Below are 24926 nucleotides of genomic sequence, written 5' to 3' on the forward strand. Positions count from 1 at the left end.
TTACATTATCTACATATTTATAAAATATATAATCAAAGGTATATCAATTCTTACTACATCTATTGTTAACTCAATAATATACTTCCCCTTAAACATAAACATTATAACTATAGTAAACAACAATGCTATTAAAACTAAAGGAATAGATGTTGTTCTAATTGATAAACCTGATAACGCATAAGATAGGCATAAATGTTTATTCTGCAATATTTCAACAAAAGATATGACTTATGACACAGTGTATTTATTTTACAGCATAAGTCGCAAAAGAATGTGCAAAAATCTTGATATATAACTTCATTTTTGAAATACAAGGTCATAAATATTATAATTCTAACCAAATAACTAATTAACTCCAATCACCTTACTTCTACGTTCCATTAAAACTACATCATGCCATACACCACTATTCATTTTACTAATTTTTTCTCTCACTCCAATTTCTCTAAATCCACAACTTTTATGTAATGCTATACTAGGCAGGTTTTCCTTTATAATTCCTGATTGCAAAGTCCAAAATCCTTCTTTTTCTGATAGCTCAATTAAATTTGTAAGTAGAGATTCTCCTATACCTTTTCCCCTAGATTCTTCTCCTATGTATATGCTAACTTCTGCAACACCTGAATAAACGCACCTGCTTGAAGTTGGACTTAAAGCCACCCAGCCTAATATCTTGTTTTCTAAACGAGCTACCAATCTGCATGATTTAGTATGACTACTATCCCAACTTTCCCAAGTTGGAATTTCTGTCTGAAATGTGGCCTTACCTGTATTAATACCTTGTAAATATATTTTTGAAACTTCTTTCCAATCTTCTTTTTTCATTTCTTCAATTTTATAATTCATTTTCCTTTTTCTCCTTTTTACAACTTTTTCAAGCTTATATATTTTTACATGTACCCTACAAAAGCAGCATCAATAAGCTCTCCCCCAATAATATGCTTTAAGCTTTTCCCTAATGTTATTTCCCATAATAATACCTCCATCAACAACATTTATTTTTATTTACAGCCTCCGTAAGTAATTTCAAGCTTTCAAGCACCTGTTCTCTCTTTTCTTTTGGAATAGCTTTAAAAATATTTTCATAATACTCCTGCATTCCACTTTCAACATTTTTAAATGCCTTCATTCCTTTATCAGTAAGTTTTATTGTTACATAGCGTCTATCTTCTGGATGCATTTCTCTAATTACTAGCTCATTTTTTACAAGATTATTTATAGTTCTGCTCATTGTACTTTTGTCCACTGTTAGTATTTTAGCAAGTTCATTTAGTGATATTTCCTCTGCCCTTCCAATTTCTACAATGGCATGACATTGTGAAATTGTTACACCACAACAGCTCGTATCTTCTTTTTCTAATATACCTAAGTTTCTCACTAATACTCTTATTAATTCACGTAAATAATTACTTCCCTGATTTCCCATTTAATCACCTCTAATTAATTGTAACATAAAACTGTTGTTATACGCAACAGTTTTGTATTGCAATTATATACAAATAAATTCTATTAATATAAAAAAGACAAAGTTCCTAGCTTAAAGTGCTAAAACCTTTGTCTTATAATTGAAATTTATAAAATTAACTATCCAAATAATTTTTAGTAAGCTCTTCCTGTATCTTCAAAAGTAATTCATGAAAACGCTGTTTTTCATTTTCAGTTAGAAAATTTAGAAGCATAGAAGTAAACTCCTCATATTGAGGTAATATACTCTTAAATATTTCTTTTCCTTTATCTGTTACTACAGCTTTTATACTTCTTCTATCACTTTCATTTGAAATTCTTTCAATTAGTCCTCTAGATGCCATTCTATCCACAAGTGTTGTTATGTTAGCCCTTGTTACATTCATTTTTTCCCCGAGAGTAGATAACGTAATTCCCTTTTCTCCAGCTAAATAAACTAAATATAACGCAGCAAATTGCGTTTCAGACAACTTAAAATCCTTATAAAATTTATTAAGTACTTGTTGTACTATATTAGAAGTTTTAGAGATTAACCCTAAAAGCCTTAACGAACTAATATTATTAACATCTAATTCTTTGCTTTCTTCATCCAACTATTATTCACTTCCTTCATTAAATATTTGATATTTATTAAATATTTATAATCAGTTTCCCCAAAATTTAATTAACATGTAAATTGTTGGTTTACTAACTATTTATACTATATACGCATACTAACATTATTGTCAAGCTATTTAATTAGCAATATTACAATAGCGACATAGCTTATTATAACAAAATAAAAACAACCTTTAAAGTTAATTAAATATAGTAATATAGATATAGGATATTAAGTGTAATATATATACTTATTCCTATATCTTTTTTGCATTCTATATTAATTAAAAGTAGATTAATAAATTAGTATAGTTGGTATAATATACTTGTAGCATATAAGAACGTATGTTTATATAATAAAAATATAAATTTTACAAGAGAGAATAAGATTTGAGAGTACAAGAGGTAAAGTTAGAGAACAACCAAAGAAGATACTTACTGGTTAATGATAATGGACTACCCATAATACCAGTAGCAAAATATTTAAAGTATATAGATAATGGTGAAAAGAGTTTTAATACTCAAAAGACATATTGCTATTCTTTAAAACTATACTTTCAATACCTACAAGAAGTAGGTGTGAATTACAGAGAAGTTAACATTAACATACTATCTTATATCATAAATAAGTGAGGTTTTTTTGAAAAAGTTATCGAGAATGTCAAGAATGCTAAAAACATCGTTGACTTGTTATAAAGTCTATTGGCAAGAGAAAAATTATGAGAATTACTTGAAGCAGATAGAATTGAATAGATAGAAAATGATGATGGCACTTCACTAAATTTTTGTGAGGTGCCTGCTTTTTATTTAATTTCTCTGGCTTTCAGTAATGCTTCCATAGTCTCTGCAGATTCTGACATCCCTCGCTCTATCCATTCTTCAATCCAACCATAAATTCCTGAAAAAATAAACGCGGCTAAGTATGAATCAAAGTTAGGGGATTCAGGTTTCGGACCGCAAATATCTTTTAGAACTTCTCGCAAAAGAAATATCAAGTTACGGTCCTTAAGTAAAAGATAAAATGAAGCGTTATCTTTAATATGACCAAATAGATGAGCTAACATTTTATCCTCATCAACTTTTTTACTGGTATCTCTATAGTCTGCTTTCCAATTGGAGATTATTTGCTCTATATAGGATTTAACAATAGATTCTTTATCTGGAAAGTTTCGATAAATGGAAACCCTACTCACCATGGCATGTTTAGAAATCTCACTAATAGCTATTTTGTTGAGTTCCGTTTTTTCTAATAGCTTTATAGTCGCAGAAATAATTTGATTTTTGGCATATGTGTTTTTTTCAATGTTATTTTTACTCATGACGTTACAAATTGCTCCTTATGTTTCATTTTATCTATCAGTAAGGTATTTACTTGATAATATTATCACCTCATGTTACACTTGTAAAGTCAAAATGCAAAATATGATTTGTATAATTTGAAATTATCAAATGCACATGAAGTCAAAAAATCGATATATTTACTGATGAAGTTCTGGAGGTGAAAAATGATAAAGAAATTATTTATATTAGCAATTATTGTTCTAATTGCATTCGTATTGGGACAAATAGCAGTACCAGCCATTATGAAAGTAATTTTTTTATAAGGAGAAAAACAAAAATGAAAATTATTAAAAAAATAGGATGGATTACGCTTTGTTTAGCAGTTTTTATTGGTGTATTTGGTATTTCTGCTTATAGCAAAGCAAAAAATATTTTTGGCGGAGAATTTTTTGCGGCGTTTGCTTTGCAGGGTGCTGCCACCAAAGAGACTTTATCTAAAGATGAATATAACACAAGAATAATCGACGTGAAATATATAAAAGCGGATAGTACGATAGATACTCGACAAGTAATTATTTACAAGCCAAGTGGTGCGACAGGTGACTTACCTTTAATATATATTCCACATTATTCCGCTGAAGAGAAGACAGCAGATTTTGTATCTTATATACGACATGGTTGGGCAGTGGCAGCACCATATCAATTTAAAAATGATTTTAATGGTGTGTTAGAAACAGATGACCTTGTTTTTAATAATGCTGCACTATATACATTAAGACATATGGACGGTATCGATAAAAAACGTATCGCTATCGTAGGCGGAAGTGCCGGAGGATATACAACGCTTATGCTTAATGGCCTTCAGATGGGAACAGTCGCATCGATAGCAAGTGCACCTATTGCAAATGTTTATTTTAACTTCCATGAATATTTTCCTGCGGCTGATAAAGTTAATCGTAACTCAGGACTTTTTGATTTCAAAATGCCTATTCAAGGTATGGTTTCTAAAGCTTTCCAACCAATCAATGACAAAATCAAAAAAGATGATGCTAGAACTTGGGAAGCTATATCGCCAATTAGTATGGCTAATGCAATTAGCAATCCTTTGGTCATGTTCCATAATACATCAGATATCCTTGTACCAGTTGATCAAATTACCCATAAATACACTTATGCAAAGAATGATGGAACATTACCTAAAGAATTTGTTCCTAAGTTGCCGTCTACCTACCCAGGTATTCTAAGTTCTACATTTGAGGAAATGGCTAATCCAGACGAATTAACGATAAAATATAGTAGATTTGCTAATAACCATGTTGAAGGCGTGTTACCATATGCCAACACACTTATTACAATTAATATAAACGATGATGGACCACCAACTGCAAAAGGTAGTCATAGTGCACCTAATTTAACAGGTAGTTATGATATTTTTCCATATTTAGAAGATATGATGAAACGTACACTTGATAATACAGAAAAATTAGTTCCACAGAAATTATTACTTCTACTTGAAAGATATCAAGGTGAAAGCTTAGCTCTTCCAGCTCACGAAGGAGTGGATGATACGGTTTATGGCTCTCTAGCAATATATCAAAGAGAAATAGTAGATGAATTAAAAATGTGGATGGATAGTCATACAAAAGAAGAAATGGACTCAGCGATGAAGTCAGCAGTATCAAAAATTTCAGATTCCAATAAACAACAGAAGTATAATAAAACATGGCAAGTTATATTGTCACAAATAAAATAAGGGGGATTTATGGAATAAATAGTAGAAACTAAAAAAACTATGAAAAAGTACGGAGTATGGAGGAAAATTGCTAAAATACTAGGCTCTTTATTTGCAATACTTGTAGTAGTAGTCATATTGGTTTATCTCCTTGTTTTGCAATATCCCAATTTAAAAGATAGTCCTGCAGTAAATGGAAAAAATAATAGCTATGGGCTTAATTTACTTGATAAGGAATATAAATAAAGTAGGGATTGATTTTGGAAATAAGGAAACTAAGACGGTAGCAATACCGTCTTTTTCTATTCAATAAAAGGAATAGTTTCATAGTTAGGGGGAAACGTTTCAGCGTTTAAAGTTATCGTTTCATTGTATCAAAGACAGTAAGAAACTAGATGGATTATATAGTACAGTTTAGTTGAATGTAAACATGTTGAAGGATTATCTAAGAAATAAGAATAATTCTATAAGTATTATTATATTGGTAAAAAGATAGTTATGAAGTCTTCCTGAAAACAAATATTAGTACTTAGCTCAAACCAAAAGGAAACCTTGTATAACTTTTCTTAAAAATTAGGTTACCATGAGGGATAAATTTTCACTATTAAAGTGTAGGGGGACTTTATCCTTTGCTATTTTTTGAAGAAGATTATTTATATAATCTTATTAAAGATACAAAAGCTCCATCTGTGTTAAATCGCAGATGGAGCTTTTTATAGTGTTATGAATCACTTGTTTATTTTAACATCTTGCCAGTTAGCGTTTGTAAGTATTTCCGCATTGTCACCAAAGAATACATTTCCTGCTTGCTTATCGCCTTTCAGCCAGTACATAAACCATGCTGTCATATATCCGTCAGCTTTTTGATATGTTTCTCCGTGATCTATATTTAATAATCTACCCATAACTTTATATTCAGTAGTTAATTTACTATAAATGTCTTTCATTGCATATAATGGACATATTCCTTGACCTGATGTTTCTTTTATACTTGTTGCTTCTCCTGAATCAAAATGTCCTGTTCCTGCAATAAAGAAATAAGGTATAGTTATTTTTGTTATATCATAAGCCCATTCAGTACCCAATTGACCTTCTTGTCCCCAAAATGATGCTGTTGCACTTGCTGTGTACATTGCCTTATAAAGTTTTCCGTTACCCCAGTTATTTACAGCGTTAATTGTTCCAACTCCACCTTGCGAGTGGCCACCAATACCAATATTACCAGTGTCTATTTTATTATAGAAAATACTATTTTTATCTTGATTTAATTTTAAAACATAATCTAAAGATTTTGAAGAAGATTCACCACTTCTTGAATTTTTATCTTCATTTCCAATTATTACAAATCCCCAAGATGCCAAATGTTTAAAGAAACTTTTATACTTAGAAGCAGTAATTCCTGTACCGTTTGCTATTACTACTACTGGATATTTATTAGAACTTTTTTTTAATCCTGTTGGATACCATATTTCATATTCTTTAAATACATCACTATCAGCATTAAACGACTTAAATGATACTTCATATTCTCCAAGTTTTGAATACTTCTTTTCTAAATCTTTTTCAGTTTTTAAATATTTGTAGTAATGATTTCCTCTGTATTCTAGTACTTTCCATAAAGTGAATACCCCTACAATTATTATTAATAATACAATTCCAATTATTTTCAACAATTTTTTCATTTTTACCTCGCTTTTATTTTTCTACTGGCATATACTTATCAAGATATTCAACTACAGTATCCATATATTCTTCAAATACTTTGTCATCATTTTGTAATCCATGTCCTGAATGAGGTGCTTCAAAATATTTATAATCCACATTATTTTCTTTTAAAGCATTAACTAAATGTCTTGATGTTTTAAAAGGGCATACCTTATCTTTTGCACCATAAGCAAGTATACTTGGTACTGAGTTTTTGTTTACCCATGCATAACCTGATATGGGTTTCATCGCTTGTACATATTTTCCTGATTCAATCATATCTTTTGTAATTTTACTACCAGCCATAACACTAAATAAACCTGATGCAGCTTCACTACTTCGATCTAATCCATAAATATCCCAATCTTTTGTAAAGAAACTTGATGGTCCGACCATTTCAAACATCATTTTTACTGGTATTGGTGATTCTTTGGCATCACGATAAGCATATAGCATAGCAAGTGTTCCCCCTGCTGATCCACCACTTATAGCCATCTTATCTAAATTGTATCCATGCTTTTTAGCTTTTTCTACTATTACAGGGATGCTTTTTTTTATTTCCATTGATTGAGAATAAATACTTGTACTTGGATCATCATTTCTTTGAAGTGTATAATTAATTCCTACAGCCACATATCCTTTAGAACATAACCATTTAAGCATTGCTGCATCATATGCTTTATCTCCAGTTCTAAAACCTCCTGAGTGAAGATAAACAACTAATCCATAACTTTTTTTTGAATTATCTTTTGGAACATACATATCAAATTTATTTGATTGCTTATCACCATAAGAAATATCCTTATAAATAGTTCCCATGTTATCATTCCATTCTACTGAAAATTTCTTTGTCCATTCTGCTTTATATTTCATTTTAAATATAGCAGAGCCAGCAAATGAAATGATAAATGCTAATATACATATAAATATAAACATTACGTTTCCTTTTTTCCTTTCTTTTTTCATAGTAAATTACCTCCAAACATTGTGCCACCTAACATAAAGTTAAGAAAAGCCCTCACAGTTAACCGACCTAATACAGCAGCAATAATGATAACGATAATAAGAATAACAACTCGTTTTCTTGTAATAGCCATAACGCTTACCTCCAAAATTTATTTGACATTTTAATGAAACAAGTGTAACATTAAGGTGTAACAAGTGTAACATCTTGGTTTTGCTTAGTCAATGGATTTAAGAAAATGGTACAAAGTGGGGAGGAATGTAACATCGTGGATAATGCTGAAAAAAACAGTTATGTAAAAAAGCAGATTACCAATGCTTTGCTTACCTTATTGAAAGAAAAAGAATTGAAGGATATTTCTGTAAGTGAAATTACTACTGCTGCTCAGGTTAGCCGTATTTCTTTTTATCGCAATTATGCTGATAAAGAGACTATCATCAAAGAGTATATGTCTTGGACATTAAATGAATGGAATAAGAACCACCCCAAAATGAGCGAACATACTGAGGACGATATTCTTGGGGATATATTTGCCTATATTACAGAATATAAAGATTTTTATTTGGTGTTAAGGAATAGGAGTATTTTCTATTTTCTTAAAGATATTATTATGGATGCTTTAGGACCGAAGGCGGAGTATCCAAACTTTGGTGCATACACTGCTGCTTTTATTGCCAATGGCATTTATGGGTGGATTGAAGAATGGTTTTTAAGAGGAATGCAGGAATCAGGTGAAGAAATGACCAAGCTGCTGAAAAGTAGAAATCTGTAAAAAAAATTTGGTGTTGTATTCCAAGAATACACCTAACCAGAATGTTATTCAGAGTCATTTCATATAGAGGATGCTGGTCATGAGTTATATATAATTATTTTGCAACAGTGAATTGAATAATTTAAAAGCTAAAGGGGAGATTACTGTATCTACGCATTTAAAAAGATTAGCATTAATGTATGATTTAAAAGTTAATGCTAAAGATATAGTGGCTGAATAATATTGGAAAAACCTCACTTGCAACTGATACGAAGAACCATACCACAAATGATATAGGTTCTCCTTATGTTGTGTCGCAACTTTCTTATATTACGAATTAAAGTCCAGCAAAATTATTGCTGGACTTTGTTAATATTACATACTACACATACATAGTATGTAAAGGTTAAGTTTTTTAAAGTTTTTTCAAAATTTACTCTTGATAATTAACTTTAAAGGTTGTTTTAATTATTTTTTCTATTTTAAATATTTACTTATGGGATTTTTGTGGTAAAGTTGCTTTAATTGCATCTGCTTGAGCTTGTGTTATTATATTCGCATTAACTAATTCAGTAAATAAGTCAGTTTTTTGTTTAGGATTTGCTGCAAAATAAGCTTTTCTTTGATCTGCTGTCATGCCTTTTACTTTTTCCATTTCAGCTTTTCTTTCAGTAGCCTTTTGTTTTTCAAAATCTATTATTTTAGTTTCTTCATCTGCTGTTATTGTTCCAGCTGTAACAAGTTTGTCAAGCTGTGCTTTAAGCCCTTGTTTTGATTCATTTTCATTATGTTTTGCTTCTTTTTGTGGTAAAGCTGCCTTAATAGCATCTGCCTGAGTTTGAGTAATTATATTAGCACTAACTAACTCAGCAAATAAATCAGTCTTTTGTTTAGGATTTGCTGCAAAATAAGCTTTTCTTTGATCTGCTGTCATGCCTTTTACTTTTTCCATTTCAGCTTTTCTTTCTGTAGCTTTTTGTTTTTCGAAATCTATTATTTTAGTTTCTTCATCTGCTGTTATTGTTCCTGCTGTAACAAGTTTGTCAAGCTGTGCTTTAAACCCTTGTTTTGATTTATTTTCATTATGTTTTGCTTCTTTTTGTGGTAGAGCTGCCTTAATAGCATCTGCTTGAGCTTGAGTAATTATGTTAGCACTAACTAATTCAGCAAATAAATCAGTCTTTTGTTTAGGATTTGCTTCAAAATAAGCTTTTCTCTGGTCTGCTGTCATGCCTTTTACTTTTTCCATTTCAGCTTTTCTTTCAGCAGATTTTTGTTTTTGAAAATCTAATATTTTAGTTTCTTCGTCCGCTGTTATTGTTCCTGCTGTAACAAGTTTATCAAGTTGTGCTTTAAATGATGTGCTTGAATCTTTAGTTTTGTTGTTTGCTTTTGTTCCTTGAAAAGTTCCAGTTTTACCAGCTCCATTTGCTGATTTAGCTGATACATAACTTGCCGTAGAGAAAAGTGTTCCACTTACCATTAATGCTGCTATAATTTTAGTTGCTAATTTTTTGTTTACCATTTTGATTTCCCCTTTCAAGCTTTCATATATTTTTATTTGGTTTATGTTTTTATATTAATGTGTTTGTGTGTCAATTTCATGGCAAACAAATGAAATTTATGTTAAGCATGAATAGCTTGGCAATTTTGCATCTTATAAAAAGTTAAACGGCTTCAGTACCATTAAATTTAGCACTTCAGCCGTTTAAGTAAATTTTTATTATTTTATAGATAAACTTTTATTATACATTATTCTTCAACAAGATATGTTTTAATATATTCAACAGCACTATTACCTGCTATTCTTCCACTATTTAAAGCAAAACCTAGTGAGTTTCCAGGTAATACAAAAGCATAATCAGGATTATATAGTGAATTAGCATCTGTTCCAGCAGCATAAAGTCCCTTTATAGCATCTAAATCATTATTAAGAACTTCAGTATTATAATTTATTTTTATACCGCCAGCACTTCCATATGCACTTAAGCCAAGTTTTAATGCATAATACTTAGATCCTTTAATTGGTAATAAATATTTAGGATTTTTATGGAATAGCTCGTCCTTTGAATCACAATAAGAATTATAAGTTTCAATGGTATTTTTTAAGGTTTCTGCATCAATACCAGTTTTTTCAGCTAACTCTTCTATAGAATCAGCAATAAACAATACATCACTTCCATTTTTCTTTGCTTCTTCTTCTTCCTGTCTAAAATAGCTCATATCCATACTGGAAGTAACAACATTTATAAGATCCAAGCCTTTTTCTTCATAATGCTTGATTATTTCTTCATTTATTATAGAATATGCAATTTTCTTTTTTTGTTTTTCAATAGCATTTGCAGTAAATACAGGATTTTCTATAACCTCTTCATTTATAAATCTTTCACCATCTAAGTTCACTAAAAGATTAGGTTGACGGAAAGGTAACTCTATAGGAGCATATCCACCAGTGTTAGGAGCAAAGAATACCATTTCCATAGTCATAAAGTCCTTTGAAGCACCAGCGTCCCATGCCATCTGAATTCCATCTCCAGTTAATCCAGGAATTCTATATGAGAACAAGTCTTTTCCCCATTCAAGTCCAACGTGCTCTTTAATAAATTCTGGATTATCACCAAATCCACCTGTACCAATGATAACTGCACCAGCATACACTTCTAATTCACCATCTTTATCATTGGCTGTTACACCAATTACTTCTCCTTGATCTTTAATGATACTCTTTACAGGTGTTTCTAATAATATTTTAACGCCTAATTCTTCTGCTCTTTCTGTCATAATTTTAATCATAGTAGCAGCTGCACGAAGTCCTGGCTTTCCAGTCTTAGGTTTAACAATATGCCAGGTTGCTTCTGAACCCGGAAAATATTTTGAAGGTAATGCGAATTCTACTCCCATATTTTCTAACCATTCAATAGTTCCTGCTGATTGCTCTAAATATCTTCTTATTAATCTTGCATCTGATCTCCAGTGAGTATATTCCATAAACTTATTAAATGCTCTATCCACAGAAATATCTATAAGTCTTTCTCTTTGCATTCTTGTCTCAACACCTAGAGGTCCCATTGCCATGTTAGCACATCCACCTGTAGTATTAGCCTTTTCAAGTACCATTACCTGTGCACCTTTTTCAGCTGCAGTAATTGCTGCAGCAAGTCCTGATGCTCCCCCTCCAACTACAACTACATCTGTTTCAAATTCTCTCATTTTTTACTCCTCCTTTAATATTGTCATTTATATACTAATTTATATTATTAACTTCTTCTGCGTCTTCTACCAGCCATTAGTCCACCACCATTTTGTGGTTCAGCCTTAAAAGTTCCAACTGGCACTGGCTCTTGTGGAAGTTTAGGTACCACTGTTCCTGCCTTTTGAATTGCTGCTTTTTTACATATTATTGTACATTTTCCACATCTATCGCAAACAGAAGAATCAATTATATGAATCAAATCTTTATCTCCACCAATTGCCTTTTGAGGACACTCTTCTTTACATTTATTACAGCCATTACACTTTTCAGGTGCAACATAGTAACTGAAAAATTTCTTACATACTAAAGCATCACATCTTTTTCTTTTTATATGTTTTTCAAACTCTTCGATTCCTTCTTCAATTATTTCTTTAGTAATCTTTCCAACCTCTTTACCATAGCTGCAGCATGATCCTATGATTAGATCCTCTGATATTTCAGTTAAAACTTCAATGTCCCCATCACGTCCCTTACCTTGAGAAATTGCTTCTGCTACTAAATTAAGCTGTAATATTCCTTCTCTACAGATTACACATTCTCCACAGCTTGTACGTCTTGTGCTATCAGTAAATACTCTCATTTTATCAACAGGACATGGATTTTCTGACTGTTTTTTATATTCTTCAATTATAAAATCCTTAATTTCTTCTAAAGATGCCTGTTTCCATAACTTTCTTTGCATTAATGCCATACTTTTCCACCCCCTTCTATTTAACTTTATACTGAGCCCATAATTTTGGCTTTCTAATTTGTGTACGTAAATCACACTGTAAACATCTATTTGATTCCTTGCAAGCTGAACTTTCACTTAAACAATGATTTACTTCTTTGAAATTTCTAATACGATTTTGAACATCTTCAAATCCATTTTCTGCTCTTTCCATGGATAAGAAATTTTCATCTTTGCCTATATATGAACTTGGAACAATGTCTTCTGTTAATTTATCTTCAATTACTCCATCTCCACCTAATTCAATATCTATGGCAGATGCAACTTTACGTCCAGCTGCAATTGCCCTAATTACAGAATTTGTTCCATATACTGCATCACCAACTGCATACATATCGCTATCACTAATTTTCATTCCATCTTCAGTAGTAATTGAATTTCCACGTCCAGTAGGTATATTCCACTTTTCTGGTATTTCTACTTTTTGTCCTGTAGCAAAAATAACTGTATCTGCTGGTATCACATGTTCTGAATCTGCTGCTATTTCAAGTTTCAATCTCTTATTTTCATCGAAACTAAAAGATGATACCTCCTGACATTTTACTCCTGCAGCAATATTCCCACTGCCTTCTATAGAAACAAATGTCCTAGAATTAAGAATCTTAATTCCTTCTTCTAATCCTTCTTGTATTTCATCATCGCTTGCAGTCATAGCTTCTCTACTCTCTAAGCAAGCCATTGTAATATCCTTTGCCCCTAACCTTTTTGCTACTCTTGCACAATCAAATGCTACATTTCCGCCACCTAAAACTACTACTTTTTCGCCTACAGGTAATGGTCTTTTAAGAGAAACAGCTTGTAAAAAGTCTATATTTTCATATACGTTTTTATAGTCAGCTCCTGGAATTGGTAACCTTACACCTTTCCCTGTTCCTATTGCCAATAAAATCTTATCAAAACCTTTAGATTTTAAATTCTCAAGTGAAGTTACTTCTGTATTGGTCAATATAGTAACCCCTGCACGTTCTATTTCTGCAATTTCAGCTTGAACTGCTTTCCTTGGAAGACGATATTCTGGAATACCAGTTGTCATCATTCCTCCAGCTACTGGTAATTTTTCAAACACTGTAACTTCATGTCCGCATTTAGATAAATAATATGCTGCTGTCAAACCTGCAGGTCCAGCACCTACAACTGCAACCTTTTTATTAGTTTTAAGTTTAAATGTAACTTTATCACGCCATAGACCTTCATCATGCTCTGCTGCAAATCTCTTTAATTCTCTAATGGATAAAGCTTTATTAATTTCTTTTCTTCTACAGGCACTTTCGCAAAATGCCATACATACATATCCTAATGAATGTGGAAATGGTGCTTTTTCACGAATAACTGCTATAGCATCTTGATATTTTCCTTCCTTAATATATCTAACATATTTTGGAACGTCAATATTTGCTGGACATTCAGCCTTACATGGAATAAGACCTAGTTCACGGTTTAAATTTTCCTTAAATACTCCTTCTTTATCCTGTAGTGCTCCTGTAGGACAGACTTCTACGCAAGCTCCACAAAAGCGGCAATTTTCTTGTTCTAAAGAATTGTGATTTCGAATATCAACCATAATTCTATCATCTTCTGTCACTGTATATTCAAGAACATTTACTCCTCTAACTTCCTTGCATACCCTTACACATCTTCCGCAAGATACACATCTATTCAAATCTCTTACAATAAGTGGATTAGATGTATTCACAGGTACACTATTTAATGTTCTTCTTAAACGAGAAGTACTTACTCCTAAATATTGAATTAATGATTGTAATTCACATTTTAAGTACTTAGGACAAGTTGTACAATCATCAACATGGTTGGCCAACATTAATTCCATTGATAGTCTTCTCATTGCATTTAATTTTTCTGTTTTTGTATGTATTATCATTCCGTCTTCTACCTTAGTAGTACATGCTGTTTTTATTTCGTCACATCCTTCAATTTCAACAACACACAATCTACATGCACCAATGTCAGGTAAATCTGGATGATGGCATAAATGAGGAATGTATATGTCTGCTTCCAGGGATGCACTCAAAATACTTTTCCCAGGTTCTACTTGTAACCTATGATCATCAATTGTAATCGATACTGTGCTCATCGTTTTCACTCCATTTCTCACATATTCTTCATAAGATACACATCCATTCAAATCTTCTGTAGTAATCGAATCAGATGTGTTTCCCTGTATACTATTTGATATTTTATTTAAAGGTGAACTACCTTCTAAATATTTAATTAATGTTGGTAACTCACAGTTTAAATTTTTCTGACAGCTAGTACAATCTTCAGCATGATTGGCTAACATTGATTGCAATAACAATCTTCGCATTGTATTTAACTTTTCTGTATTTGTATGTATTACCATTCCATCTTCTACTTTAGTATTACATGCTATTTTGATTTCGCTGCATCCTTCCACCTCAACAATACATAATCCACACGAATCAATATCTGATAAATCAGCATGATTACATAAATGAGGAATATATATACCTGCCTCTGAGGCTGCACTTAAAATACTTTTTCCAGATTCTACTTGTAGTTTACAACCATTAATTGTAATTGATACTATATTCATTATTTTCACTCCATTTTTGCAATACTTCACCAAGTTGTTATGTTATTGTTTTAACAATTTTAATATATAGTCTTCCCCTGGGGAAGAGTCAACATATTCTTACATATTTCTTAAATAATTTGCCTAAGCAAATAAACCGATATATAATAGGCATTAATAACAATTTGCTTGTATGGAGGGTATGGAAATTGAAGGATTTATATACTACTGGCGAAATATCTAAACTAATGAATATACCAATTAAAGCACTACGTCTTTATGATTCAATGGGTATATTAAAGCCTTTTCACATTGATGAAAATACACATTATCGTTACTATACTTATAACCAATTTTTTTATATTGACTTAATTCGCTACATGAATAAAAGTTTAAAAGTAACACTAGAAGATATAAAATTAATGTTAAATTCTTCTGATGATTATGAAACTCTTTTAGCTTGTTTATCCAAACATAAATCATCTGTTGAAAAGAAAATTTCAGAGTTGCAATATTCCAATAAAGTCATTACAGAAGCAATTAATAATCTTAAAAATATAAACAATATCTCTATGGATTTGCAAATATATGAACAATATCTTATGCCTCGCTATGTTGCAATTAAAAATGTTAATGTTTCTATTTATGATATAGATTTATATTGTAGAAGAAATGAAGACTTATTTCAAAATGGTACTTCTGTTGAAGAAAATGCAATGTGTTATATTTACAAGAAAAAGGATTATCAACCTGAGACACATGATTTATTAGTATCTCAAATTGGATATTTTACTGATAAACGTCTCAAAAATATAGAATATTTTAATCTCCCTGAAGGACGTTATTTATGTTGCAAATTTAGATATTCCGAAAAACTTTCTTCTCAGGTTATATCTGAAATCCTTAAATTTGCTAACAATAAAGGAATTAATTTATCTGATACAGCTATACAACTTTTTCAACGTTTCGATTTAAGGGCAAAAAACAAATATGAATACGAAATGGAAATACAAATATTAGAGATTGGAATTAATTCCATATCCCTTTGATAATTTAATAAATTGTTCTTATTTTTTTTAAGTTTTGTTAATCTTTAATATTAATTTATGTGATATTGTATTAGTACTAATATTCTACTCCAATGTTTTTATACTTAAAAATCAATGAATATTACTTAGTTTGAGTCTTACAGCAATTAGCCATCAGATAAATTATGAAAAGTTAATAATTTAAGGTAGGAAAAAATATGAAAAAGAAGAAACATAAGAAGAAAAAAATAATTGTATGGTCCGTATTAGTTTTTTTTAGTTTCCTTACAATCATGATAGTTTTAAACATAAATGAAATAAAACAAATAATTTACTTATATAATGATGCTAATACAAAGGTTGAATCCATTTCTGAAAATACCTTTAAAAGCAGAGAAACATCCTATATATATGATAATAAAAAAAATGTAATAAACAAATTATATGATTCTAAGGATGTAGACTATATACCTTATAACAAGATACCTGAATTGGCTACCCAGGCTTTTATTGCTATTGAAGATAAGGATTTCTTTAAGCATCATGGTGTTAGCATTAAGGCTATTGGACGAGCCGCTTATTCTATAATTAAAAATCAGGGTGAAATTACTCAAGGTGGCAGTACAATTACTCAGCAATTAGTTAAAAATGTTTTTTTAACACAAGAACAGTCTATGAATAGAAAAATAGAAGAAATGTTCATTGCACTAAAACTTGAGCATATGTATTCAAAGGAACAAATATTAGAATTTTATATAAACAACATTTACTTTGATAATAATGCTTATGGAATGGAGTCCGCTTCAAAAAAATATTTTAATAAGGATATTTCAGATTTAGATTTATCACAAATTGCTTTTCTTGCTGCAATACCAAATAATCCTGAGTATTATAATCCTTTGAAAAATGAAAATAACACTATTGAACGTAGAAATCTTATATTGTCAAATATGAAAGATTTAAATTTTATAACGGATAGCCAGTATAATTCTGCTGTAAGTGAAGATATAGTACTTAATCCAGAGAAAAGTTATAAAAAACAAAATTCTATAAATTCCTATGCTTTATTTTCTGCTGCCCAGGCTTTAATGAGTACAAAAGGCTTTACATTTAAAAATGATTTTAAAGATAGTTCTGAGCAAGCTGATTATAATAATAAGTATTCCGAACTCTACACACAATGTACAAACGAATTATATAAAAATGGTTATAGAATATATACTTCCATAGATTTAGATAAACAAAGTTTACTTCAGCAAACCATAGATGAAAAATTATCAAGCTTTACAGAAAAACAAAATGGCATTTACTCTTTGCAAGGAGCTGCTGTTACTATTGATAATAAAACAGGTAATGTTGTTGCTATAGTTGGAGGTCGATCTTCTGATAAAAACGATTTTCTAAATAGAGGTTTTCAAAGCTATAGGCAGCCTGGTTCCAGCATTAAACCTTTGATAGTTTACACTCCAGCCTTTGAAAAAGAATATTCACCTTCTAGTATTATTGTAGATCAATACATAGAAGGTGGTCCTCATAATGATGATAATAAATATGAGGGTGCCGTAAATTTAAGATATGCTACTCAAAGGTCTATAAATACAGTAGCTTATCAATTATTTCAAAAAATAACGCCTAATTATGGTTTATCATTTTTAAAAAATATGGATTTTAAAAAAATAGATTCAAGAGATTACAACTTAGCTGCTTCATTAGGTGGTTTAACTAAAGGTGTTAGCCCACTAGAGATGGCTTCTGCTTATTCTACCTTAGAAAGAGGTGGACAATTTATAAGCCCAAGCTGTATAACGGAAATTACAGATTCTTCTGGGAATACTATATATAAAAATGATGCAAAAACAAAAGATGTATATAGCAAAGATGCTGCTTATTTAATGACAGATGTACTTAAAGGTGTTTTAGAAGAACCTTTTGGAACAGGATATAACATTAAATTATCTAATATGACTGCTGCTGGAAAAACAGGTACAACTGATGACTCAAAGGATGGATGGTTTTGTGGTTATACCCCTTACTATACTACATCAATATGGGTAGGATATGATAAGCCTAAAACTTTAGATAATTTATTTGGTGCAACTTATCCAGGAGGTATATGGCATTCTTATATGGAACAAATTAATGCTGATTTATCTAACATTGACTTTGAAAAACCAGATACAATTAAAGAAGCCTATGTTAACAAATATACTGGCAAAAGAGTTGATAATAATTATCCCGGTGCTGTAAAAGAATTATTTTCTCAAAATAACTTACCACCATATGATGGAAATAACTATAAAAATACTACTGATACTCAAAAGAATGTTCCTTATAAAAATAATAAAAAGTCTGATAAAATGTCTTCTGTTGATACTAATACTGATATTAATACTGAATCTAACTATACTGTTCCTTATTCAACTGAAAATAAACCTAATGAAAACAATACTATTGAAAATAAATCAAACTAAAATAAAGGTAGGATCGCTTTGATCCTACTTTTATTTCATCATTACCATTTAAGACTGCATCCTGTTTTATATTGAAATTCTTCTTTTATTACTTTCATTTTTTCTTCTTCTAAATTTTCGACCTTTAACTCAACACTTAAACTTAGAGGATTAAAAGATGGATTTTTCTTTATTACTATACCTTTTCTACTGCAAAGTACCTGTGCTATTTTTATTATTTCATTTTGATTTACAGCACTGGATATACTCATATTCCATCCAGTAATCTTCGCAAGTTCGTTAATTTTTTCTGTATACTTTTTTCCAATGACAGGGGATATAAATGAAAGTTCTATATATCTGCCTTTATCATTTGATTTTATACCCTTTTTATATGGTTTAAATTCTTCTTTTTCAAAACCTTCTTCTATAAGCTTTAAAGCTTGATTTTGTTCTAAAGCCTTAACTTTATTTTCACTTTCTATAATGTCCTCTTTTACATCTTTAATTTTTCCAGAGCTCTGCAATAAAAGTTCCAATCCTGTTTTTTCTCTAAAAATATTTAATTTGCTTTGTTCTACCTTACATTCAGAATTCAATATTACAATAGCTTTTTTTTCTTCTAACCTATAGGATATTTTTTTTATATCCAAATTATATAAAAGCTCTAATATAAAACTATCTACTGCATTTATATTTACTTTATCACTTATTTCTACCTTCCATTTTGTTTGTTCTTCAAATTCTCTGCAAGCTTCATATATCTCTTTATCCACTACATCTGGAAAATCAAAGCTTAATATTACCTTTTTTTCATTATACATAAGTCCAGCTTTTTTAAAGTTATACTCTGATAAATATTTATTTATAAACTCATTTAATTCATTAGGTTTTAATTCCCTTGGCCTTAATTCTTCCTGTACCACTTCTTTACTTTTACATTTAAACAGAAATAGTCTTTTATTATCATTTTCAAAATACACAGATTCTACTATTAACTTTTGAATTTCATCCATTTCTAAAACTTTTATTTTATTGTTTCCAGTCCATATGTATATTAATTCTTCTATAGTAAAAAACTTTTCTCCATAATTATCTAGTATAAACTTCCATAATTCTTTTATATTTATTTCATTTAACTTATGGCTGGACTTTACAACATAAGGCATTTGTTTTTTCCACTGTTTTCTTGGATTTTTTATATTAACTTCATAAGATTCCCCACATTTTGGTGCATATACTCTTCCTCTTATTTCTGATAAAAGTTCATTTGAGAAGCTTTCTACCACCTCTTCATTACCATGTACCATAAATATATTATTAGGAGTTAGTAGATTTATAAGTGATTTTATTTCTCCTTTATCTCCATGAGCAGAAAGTCCTACTTTTTCTACCTTACATTTCACAGGAATACTTCTTCCATTTAACTCTAACTTTTTATCTTCTTCATCCTCTAATAAATTTAATAACTTTCTACCTGGAGATTCTTCATCCTGATATCCAGTTATAACTATATATCCATTTTCCATAGGAGCTATTTTTTCTGCATAATACTGGCTGTAACCTCCTGTAAGCATACCAGAACTTGAAACTATTATACATGGTTCTTTATCTTCTAATATCTTTTCTCTAATTTCTTTTTTATCTACAGCAATTATATTATCATCATAAAAAGGCTCAACCCCTCTTAATATTTTTTTACCAAGAGAATTTTTCAAATATAATGGATTTAACTTATAAACCCTATTTATATCTTTAATCATTCCATCTACATACACTTTTATATTTTTTATGGATTTTTTATTTAAAGCCTTTTTAATAATTAAAATAATTTCTTGAGATCTTCCTAAAGCAAAAGCTGGAATTAACATCTTTCCTTTATTTGCTTCACATTCTCCTATAAGTTCTATAAGTCTTTCTTCTTCAACTTCTCTATTAGCATGAAGCCTATCACCATACGTAGTCTCGAAGATTGCAGCGTCTGGTCTGAGCTTTGGAACTTTTAATCCTTCCACTGTTTTTTGTGGAAATACTGAAAAATCTCCTGAATAAAATAAAGAACCTTCTGGTGTAGTGATATACGCACAGGAAGCTCCTGCTATATGCCCTGCTGTATAAAAAGTTATCTTTATATCTTCAAATATAGAAAATTCCACCATGTAATTTATAGTAAATATCCTATTTAGCATATTTTCCACATCAACTTCTGCATAAAGTGGAATTTCTGCTTCTCTATTATTCATTATTTTCAGGCTATCATATAAAAGCACCTTCATTAAATCCTTGGTCATATTATTTGCATATATTCTAGCTCCAGGGTACTCTTTACTTATTATTGGCAGTGATCCTATATGGTCCATGTGAGCATGACTTATAATTATAGCATCAATTCCTCCATGCTCTTGAATAGTTCTAAAATCCGGAAGTGGATCTTTAAATACACTTTGCCTTATTCCACAATCTAAAAGTATGTTTTTATTACAAATTTTTAGGAGTATGCAGCTACCACCAACTTCTTTTGCTCCTCCTAGAAATGAAATCTTCATATAATACACCTACCTAAGTTTATTTACCGAACCTTTACAATTTAATCATATTGCGACACAACTTTTTAGCTGGAGTCCGCATTGAATATATAATGTATTTTCGTATTAGAGTTTTCAACAATTCAATTGAGAAATCTCTTTCGAGATGTTTTTATAAAATAGAAAATAACTGATTTTAAATTTAATATATTAATATGCCTGCAGGCTTTGCCTTAATTTTTAAGCATTATAATGTATTGATAAATATAACTTTTAATTACTAAAATAACTTATGACAATTTAATTGTATGTGTACGCTTGAAGTTACTAGTTTGGATTTTAACTTTTATGTAGTGATATATGGTAAGTGCTTCATCACATTAGCTAAATTGTTTTAGTATTATTCTTAGCTCAAAATTTTTGAAAACCTTAGAACTTTAGTCTTGTTTGAGGGAACCGAGTTTGACAAAGTTCTTAGGCTTTCAAAAATTTCGAGCTTTAGAATAATTAAAACATTTAGCAGTGATGAAACACTTACCATATATCATGGAGTAAAAGTTAAAATCCAAACTGCTACTGCACCTTTGCGTCACATTATTTTTAAACTGTGAAAGTTCAATCATCCTATATTATAGCCTAAATACATTTTTTGAGAAAGTAAATAATAAAACTACTTTTTTTGAAACTTTATTGCTAATATATGTGTATATAATATTATATGCAAAATTTCCACTATTTTATCCAATAGCTACCAGCCGCAATAATCCTGATAACGGCTGATACGTTCCTGGATAAATTCTTCTAATACTCATTTGATTATAAAAGTGGATAATCATAGATTTTATGGTATACTTAAGAAAATTTTACTTGATAGCTGCCATTATTAACATCTAAAATTATAAATAATCATTAACAAAGCTAGACAAGTTCTATTAGAGGGAGGATCATATTGGACATAGATAAAAAATTAATACTAAGATGTAAAAAATATGACAAGCCTGCTCTCATGGAATTATTTAAAATCTATGAAAAATATTTGTATAGATTATGCTATAGTTATACCCAAAATCAGCAGGATGCTCTTGATTTAGTTCAAGAAATTTATATAAAGATATTTAATAATATAAACAAGTTTAATGATGATATGCCATTTCACCCCTGGGTAAGAAAGCTTTCAGTAAACATTTGTTTGAATTTTAAAAGAACTATCAAAACCAATGTAATATCTTTAAATGGAGAATTCAATGAAGATTCTACTTTAGGTGATACTATAGCTTCTGATTTTAATGTTGAAAATGAAATTGAAAAAATAGATTTAAAGAGGATTATAAAAGAAAACTTGAAAACTTTGCCTGACAATTATAGATTAGTTATAATATTAAGGTACTATGAAAACTTAACTTATAATGAAATCTCTGAATTACTTTGTAAACCTCTTGGTACTATAAAAACAGAACTTTATAGAGCAAAATCTTTACTCAAAAAGAAACTAGAAAACATTCAGGAGGAATAAAAAATGAGCTGCAAACTTGATAAAAAATTTCTTTATGCTTATGCAGATAATACTATAGATCCTCTAGAAAAAATATTTGTAGAAGAACATCTAAAACATTGTGATGAATGTATTAAAACTTTAGAACTTATCCATAACATAGATAAAAACTTAAGTACTATAGATGATGACTTTATTTTTCCAGAAAGATTAAGCCTAATTTCCGAATTAGTAGCAGAAAACTGTATATCTAAAGTTGAAGAAAAAGATTTCAAATTAAAAATTACCAATATGTACAGATGCTATAAAACTTTCAAAAAAAACATAAAAAAACCAAGAAAGCTTTATAAGCAAAATCTATTTAACAAATTTATTAATAAAAATATAGATAAATCTATAAAATTTATAGAAAAGCCAATAAAAAAAGCTATAACTAAAAAAATTAGAAAAGTAAAGATTTTTAATCTATTTAATGCAAGTTAAATTAAAGTATATGTCTAAGAATCATTTTATGAGAGGATGTATTTAAATGTTTCTGTTTATCATATTTTTAAAGATATTATTGATTTTGATGTGTGTTATTCTTTCATTACTAATTTTAGTAATGTTTGTTCCTTTTAAATACAATTTAAATTCACATATCAATGAAATAGTAAAAATAGAAGGAATTATACTATGGATGTTTAACTTATTTAAAATCAAAATTTTACAGGAAGAAAATTTAAAAATAACCTTTTTTATAGGTAACAAAGTTATTTATGTCATCTCTGAAAAGGAAAATTTAGAAAGTGAAGAAGTTAAACCTGATAATAAAAAAGTAACAGAATCTAAAACAACTAATATTAAAGATTTTATAAAGAAAAAATTTATAAGCTGTGTACTTTCCTATTTTAAGGATATGTTAAAAATAATAAAGCCTGATGAAATAAGGATAAAGGGTGTCTATGGTTTTGATGACCCCTGTATTACTGGATTGTTGTGTGGATTTATACCAATAATTTCACAAATAATTCCCCACAGTGATATAAACTTAAATCCTGTTTTTGATGATGATGTTATAAATATAAAAACCAGCATATGCGGGAAAGTATTTTTATTTCTAATAGCTTTTAAAACTTTAAAGTTTGTACTAAAAAAGGATATTAGAAAAATTTTGTTAAAAAAATCTAAAACTAGTGAAACTTAATTAATACTTTATGTGTATTAATTATTGTAATAAAAATTAAACATTTTAGGAGGATTTTAATTATGTCAAATGGTTCATCTATTCCAGAAAATTTAGAGGTGTTATTTAATAAATTGCAAAACTTTTTAAAAACTGAAACTGTTGTTGGAGAACCTATTGTTGTTGGAGAAACTACTTTAGTTCCTATCATATCTGTAAGCTTTGGCTGCGGTACTGGTTCCGGTGGTGGTACTGATGATAAAGGAGCTAATGGTTCTGGCGGTGGTCTTGGATTTGGTGCTAAAGTAACTCCTAATGCCATGCTTGTAATTAAAAATGATTCAGTTACTATGCTTCCTGTAAACAATAAGAGTAATGTGGAAAACCTTTTACAAATGGTTCCTGGCATAATGTCCAAGTTTAAAAAAGACAAAAAAAATAATGATAAAGAAGAAAAAACTACTGAAGAAGCTTAAAAGTTAAGGGGCTTTGGTATTAAGAAATTTATATACAACATATTGATTTACAAACACAATATGTTGTAATGTTTATTCTTAGTACCATAGCCCCTTTAGACAAGTTCCCCTAATATACATTTTAAGAATATTCAGACCAAATGTTGAATCTCAATTATTTAATTCATTCCTGTTTGAGGATAGAATATATAAGTTGGTCATGCCTATTTTCACCAATCCAATAATGTTCTCGTAACCTTCCATCTAACTTAAAACCATACTTTTCTAAAAGTTTCACTGAAAAATAATTATTTGAAGATGTGGTTGCATATATTTTATTTAAATTTAATTCATCATTTTTAAAAGAGTTTTCAATAAATTTTGATACCATAATGCTACCTAATCCATGACCTCTATTATTATCTGGTAAGTAATAACCAAATTCAGCACTATGATTCCTTGCATTTAAATCAAATAACGATATTTTACCTAATGGTTTATTACAGTCATCTCGACTTACCAATACATATATAATTTGTTCACCTTCTGAAATCGCTGCTAATGTTTTATTGGCATACTCCTCAAATGACTTAATTAACTTCAACGGACGACAAGTATAGTATTCAAAGTTTTTTTCATGTATATTCCAATTAAATATTGTCTGTATGTGCTTTTCATTCAATAAAATTAACTGATAATTTTCATATGATTGCTTTAAATGATTTTCCACAATACTCCTCCATAGAGCTTTATATTAATTTTGTATCAGTATGAGACGTATGAG

At 29.7% G+C, this 24926-nt stretch carries 23 protein-coding genes and 1 pseudogene; 10 read left to right on the forward strand and 14 right to left on the reverse strand.

What is annotated here, in order from left to right:
• Positions 1–12 precede the first annotated feature (12 nt).
• The 4 genes and pseudogenes from HBE96_RS11740 to HBE96_RS11755 all read right to left on the reverse strand — a co-directional run.
• Positions 13–141 (reverse strand): annotated as a pseudogene (locus tag HBE96_RS11740) (arsenical-resistance protein); the annotation flags it as partial.
• Between the two features lie 204 nt (positions 142–345).
• Entirely contained in the window at positions 346–846 is a 501-nt protein-coding gene (locus HBE96_RS11745; RefSeq protein ID WP_169297943.1) for a GNAT family N-acetyltransferase, read from the reverse strand.
• A 139-nt stretch (positions 847–985) separates the two neighbouring features.
• Positions 986–1426, reverse strand: a complete 441-nt coding sequence (locus tag HBE96_RS11750; RefSeq protein ID WP_169297944.1) for a MarR family winged helix-turn-helix transcriptional regulator — start codon at positions 1424–1426, stop codon at positions 986–988.
• Between the two features lie 154 nt (positions 1427–1580).
• A complete protein-coding gene (locus HBE96_RS11755; protein WP_169297945.1) occupies positions 1581–2057 on the reverse strand; it encodes a MarR family winged helix-turn-helix transcriptional regulator in 477 nt (158 codons plus the stop codon).
• A gap of 394 nt (positions 2058–2451) precedes the next feature.
• Between HBE96_RS11755 and HBE96_RS11760 the strand changes: the two genes are divergently transcribed.
• On the forward strand, positions 2452–2694 hold the full coding sequence (locus HBE96_RS11760; protein ID WP_169297946.1) for a transposase: 243 nt from the start codon (positions 2452–2454) through the stop codon (positions 2692–2694).
• Between the two features lie 170 nt (positions 2695–2864).
• Here the strand turns inward: HBE96_RS11760 and HBE96_RS11765 are convergent, their stop codons facing one another.
• Positions 2865–3380 carry a TetR/AcrR family transcriptional regulator gene (locus HBE96_RS11765; RefSeq protein WP_169297947.1) on the reverse strand — a complete coding sequence of 172 codons (516 nt, stop codon included), beginning with the start codon at positions 3378–3380 and terminating at the stop codon, positions 2865–2867.
• Between the two features lie 299 nt (positions 3381–3679).
• On the opposite strand from HBE96_RS11765, the gene HBE96_RS11770 reads away from it, so the two are divergent.
• Together HBE96_RS11770 and HBE96_RS11775 are read left to right on the forward strand one after the other, a co-directional pair.
• Positions 3680–5095, forward strand: coding sequence for an alpha/beta hydrolase family protein (locus HBE96_RS11770; protein WP_169297948.1), 1416 nt, complete (start codon positions 3680–3682; stop codon positions 5093–5095).
• Positions 5096–5134: 39 nt separating this feature from the next.
• Positions 5135–5320, forward strand: coding sequence for a hypothetical protein (locus HBE96_RS11775; protein WP_169297949.1), 186 nt, complete (start codon positions 5135–5137; stop codon positions 5318–5320).
• A 482-nt stretch (positions 5321–5802) separates the two neighbouring features.
• Here HBE96_RS11775 and HBE96_RS11780 read toward each other — a convergent pair whose 3' ends face one another.
• From HBE96_RS11780 to HBE96_RS26675, 3 genes are read right to left on the reverse strand one after another with little or no spacing between them, the layout of a single operon-like run.
• Complete coding sequence (locus HBE96_RS11780) at positions 5803–6756, reverse strand: poly(ethylene terephthalate) hydrolase family protein (protein ID WP_169297950.1); 954 nt, start codon at positions 6754–6756, stop codon at positions 5803–5805.
• Positions 6757–6769: 13 nt separating this feature from the next.
• Positions 6770–7744: an alpha/beta hydrolase family protein gene (locus tag HBE96_RS11785; protein WP_206154911.1), complete on the reverse strand. Its 975-nt coding sequence runs from the start codon at positions 7742–7744 to the stop codon at positions 6770–6772.
• On the reverse strand, positions 7741–7875 hold the full coding sequence (locus HBE96_RS26675) for a hypothetical protein (RefSeq protein WP_281064342.1): 135 nt from the start codon (positions 7873–7875) through the stop codon (positions 7741–7743). The genes HBE96_RS11785 and HBE96_RS26675 overlap by 4 nt, the downstream gene beginning before the upstream one ends.
• Positions 7876–8010: 135 nt before the next feature.
• Between HBE96_RS26675 and HBE96_RS26845 the strand changes: the two genes are divergently transcribed.
• Positions 8011–8514 carry a TetR/AcrR family transcriptional regulator C-terminal domain-containing protein gene (locus HBE96_RS26845; RefSeq protein ID WP_206154912.1) on the forward strand — a complete coding sequence of 168 codons (504 nt, stop codon included), beginning with the start codon at positions 8011–8013 and terminating at the stop codon, positions 8512–8514.
• 469 nt (positions 8515–8983) lie between these two features.
• On the opposite strand, the gene HBE96_RS11795 is transcribed toward HBE96_RS26845, so the two are convergent.
• The 4 genes from HBE96_RS11795 to HBE96_RS11810 form a co-directional block, all read right to left on the reverse strand.
• Positions 8984–10018 carry a hypothetical protein gene (locus HBE96_RS11795; protein ID WP_169297952.1) on the reverse strand — a complete coding sequence of 345 codons (1035 nt, stop codon included), beginning with the start codon at positions 10016–10018 and terminating at the stop codon, positions 8984–8986.
• Positions 10019–10245: 227 nt separating this feature from the next.
• On the reverse strand, positions 10246–11703 hold the full coding sequence (locus tag HBE96_RS11800) for an FAD-dependent oxidoreductase (protein WP_169297953.1): 1458 nt from the start codon (positions 11701–11703) through the stop codon (positions 10246–10248).
• A gap of 47 nt (positions 11704–11750) precedes the next feature.
• Positions 11751–12437, reverse strand: coding sequence for an NADH-ubiquinone oxidoreductase-F iron-sulfur binding region domain-containing protein (locus HBE96_RS11805; protein WP_169297954.1), 687 nt, complete (start codon positions 12435–12437; stop codon positions 11751–11753).
• 16 nt (positions 12438–12453) lie between these two features.
• On the reverse strand, positions 12454–15048 hold the full coding sequence (locus HBE96_RS11810) for an FAD-dependent oxidoreductase (protein ID WP_169297955.1): 2595 nt from the start codon (positions 15046–15048) through the stop codon (positions 12454–12456).
• 188 nt (positions 15049–15236) lie between these two features.
• On the opposite strand from HBE96_RS11810, the gene HBE96_RS11815 reads away from it, so the two are divergent.
• On the forward strand, positions 15237–16076 hold the full coding sequence (locus tag HBE96_RS11815; protein WP_169297956.1) for a MerR family transcriptional regulator: 840 nt from the start codon (positions 15237–15239) through the stop codon (positions 16074–16076).
• Positions 16077–16273: 197 nt separating this feature from the next.
• The gene (locus HBE96_RS11820; protein ID WP_169297957.1) at positions 16274–18526 is read left to right on the forward strand and encodes a transglycosylase domain-containing protein; all 2253 of its coding nucleotides are present in this window, start codon (positions 16274–16276) and stop codon (positions 18524–18526) included.
• Between the two features lie 41 nt (positions 18527–18567).
• On the opposite strand, the gene HBE96_RS11825 is transcribed toward HBE96_RS11820, so the two are convergent.
• Positions 18568–21051 (reverse strand): MBL fold metallo-hydrolase, encoded by a 2484-nt coding sequence (locus HBE96_RS11825; protein WP_169297958.1) that lies wholly within the window; start codon positions 21049–21051, stop codon positions 18568–18570.
• A 928-nt stretch (positions 21052–21979) separates the two neighbouring features.
• Here HBE96_RS11825 and HBE96_RS11830 point away from each other — a divergent pair.
• The 4 genes from HBE96_RS11830 to HBE96_RS11845 all read left to right on the forward strand — a co-directional run bounded on the left by HBE96_RS11830 (position 21980) and on the right by HBE96_RS11845 (position 24163).
• The gene (locus HBE96_RS11830; RefSeq protein ID WP_169297959.1) at positions 21980–22543 is read left to right on the forward strand and encodes an RNA polymerase sigma factor; all 564 of its coding nucleotides are present in this window, start codon (positions 21980–21982) and stop codon (positions 22541–22543) included.
• A gap of 3 nt (positions 22544–22546) precedes the next feature.
• Positions 22547–23005: a zf-HC2 domain-containing protein gene (locus HBE96_RS11835; protein ID WP_169297960.1), complete on the forward strand. Its 459-nt coding sequence runs from the start codon at positions 22547–22549 to the stop codon at positions 23003–23005.
• Positions 23006–23051: 46 nt separating this feature from the next.
• A complete protein-coding gene (locus HBE96_RS11840) occupies positions 23052–23708 on the forward strand; it encodes a DUF2953 domain-containing protein (RefSeq protein ID WP_169297961.1) in 657 nt (218 codons plus the stop codon).
• Positions 23709–23770: 62 nt separating this feature from the next.
• The gene (locus tag HBE96_RS11845; RefSeq protein ID WP_169297962.1) at positions 23771–24163 is read left to right on the forward strand and encodes a GerW family sporulation protein; all 393 of its coding nucleotides are present in this window, start codon (positions 23771–23773) and stop codon (positions 24161–24163) included.
• Positions 24164–24326: 163 nt separating this feature from the next.
• Here the strand turns inward: HBE96_RS11845 and HBE96_RS11850 are convergent, their stop codons facing one another.
• Positions 24327–24872, reverse strand: a complete 546-nt coding sequence (locus tag HBE96_RS11850) for a GNAT family N-acetyltransferase (RefSeq protein ID WP_169297963.1) — start codon at positions 24870–24872, stop codon at positions 24327–24329.
• Positions 24873–24926 lie beyond the last annotated feature (54 nt).

Origin of the sequence: Clostridium muellerianum, from assembly GCF_012926525.1 — a bacterium.
Classification (GTDB): Bacteria; Bacillota; Clostridia; order Clostridiales; family Clostridiaceae; genus Clostridium_AM; species Clostridium_AM muellerianum.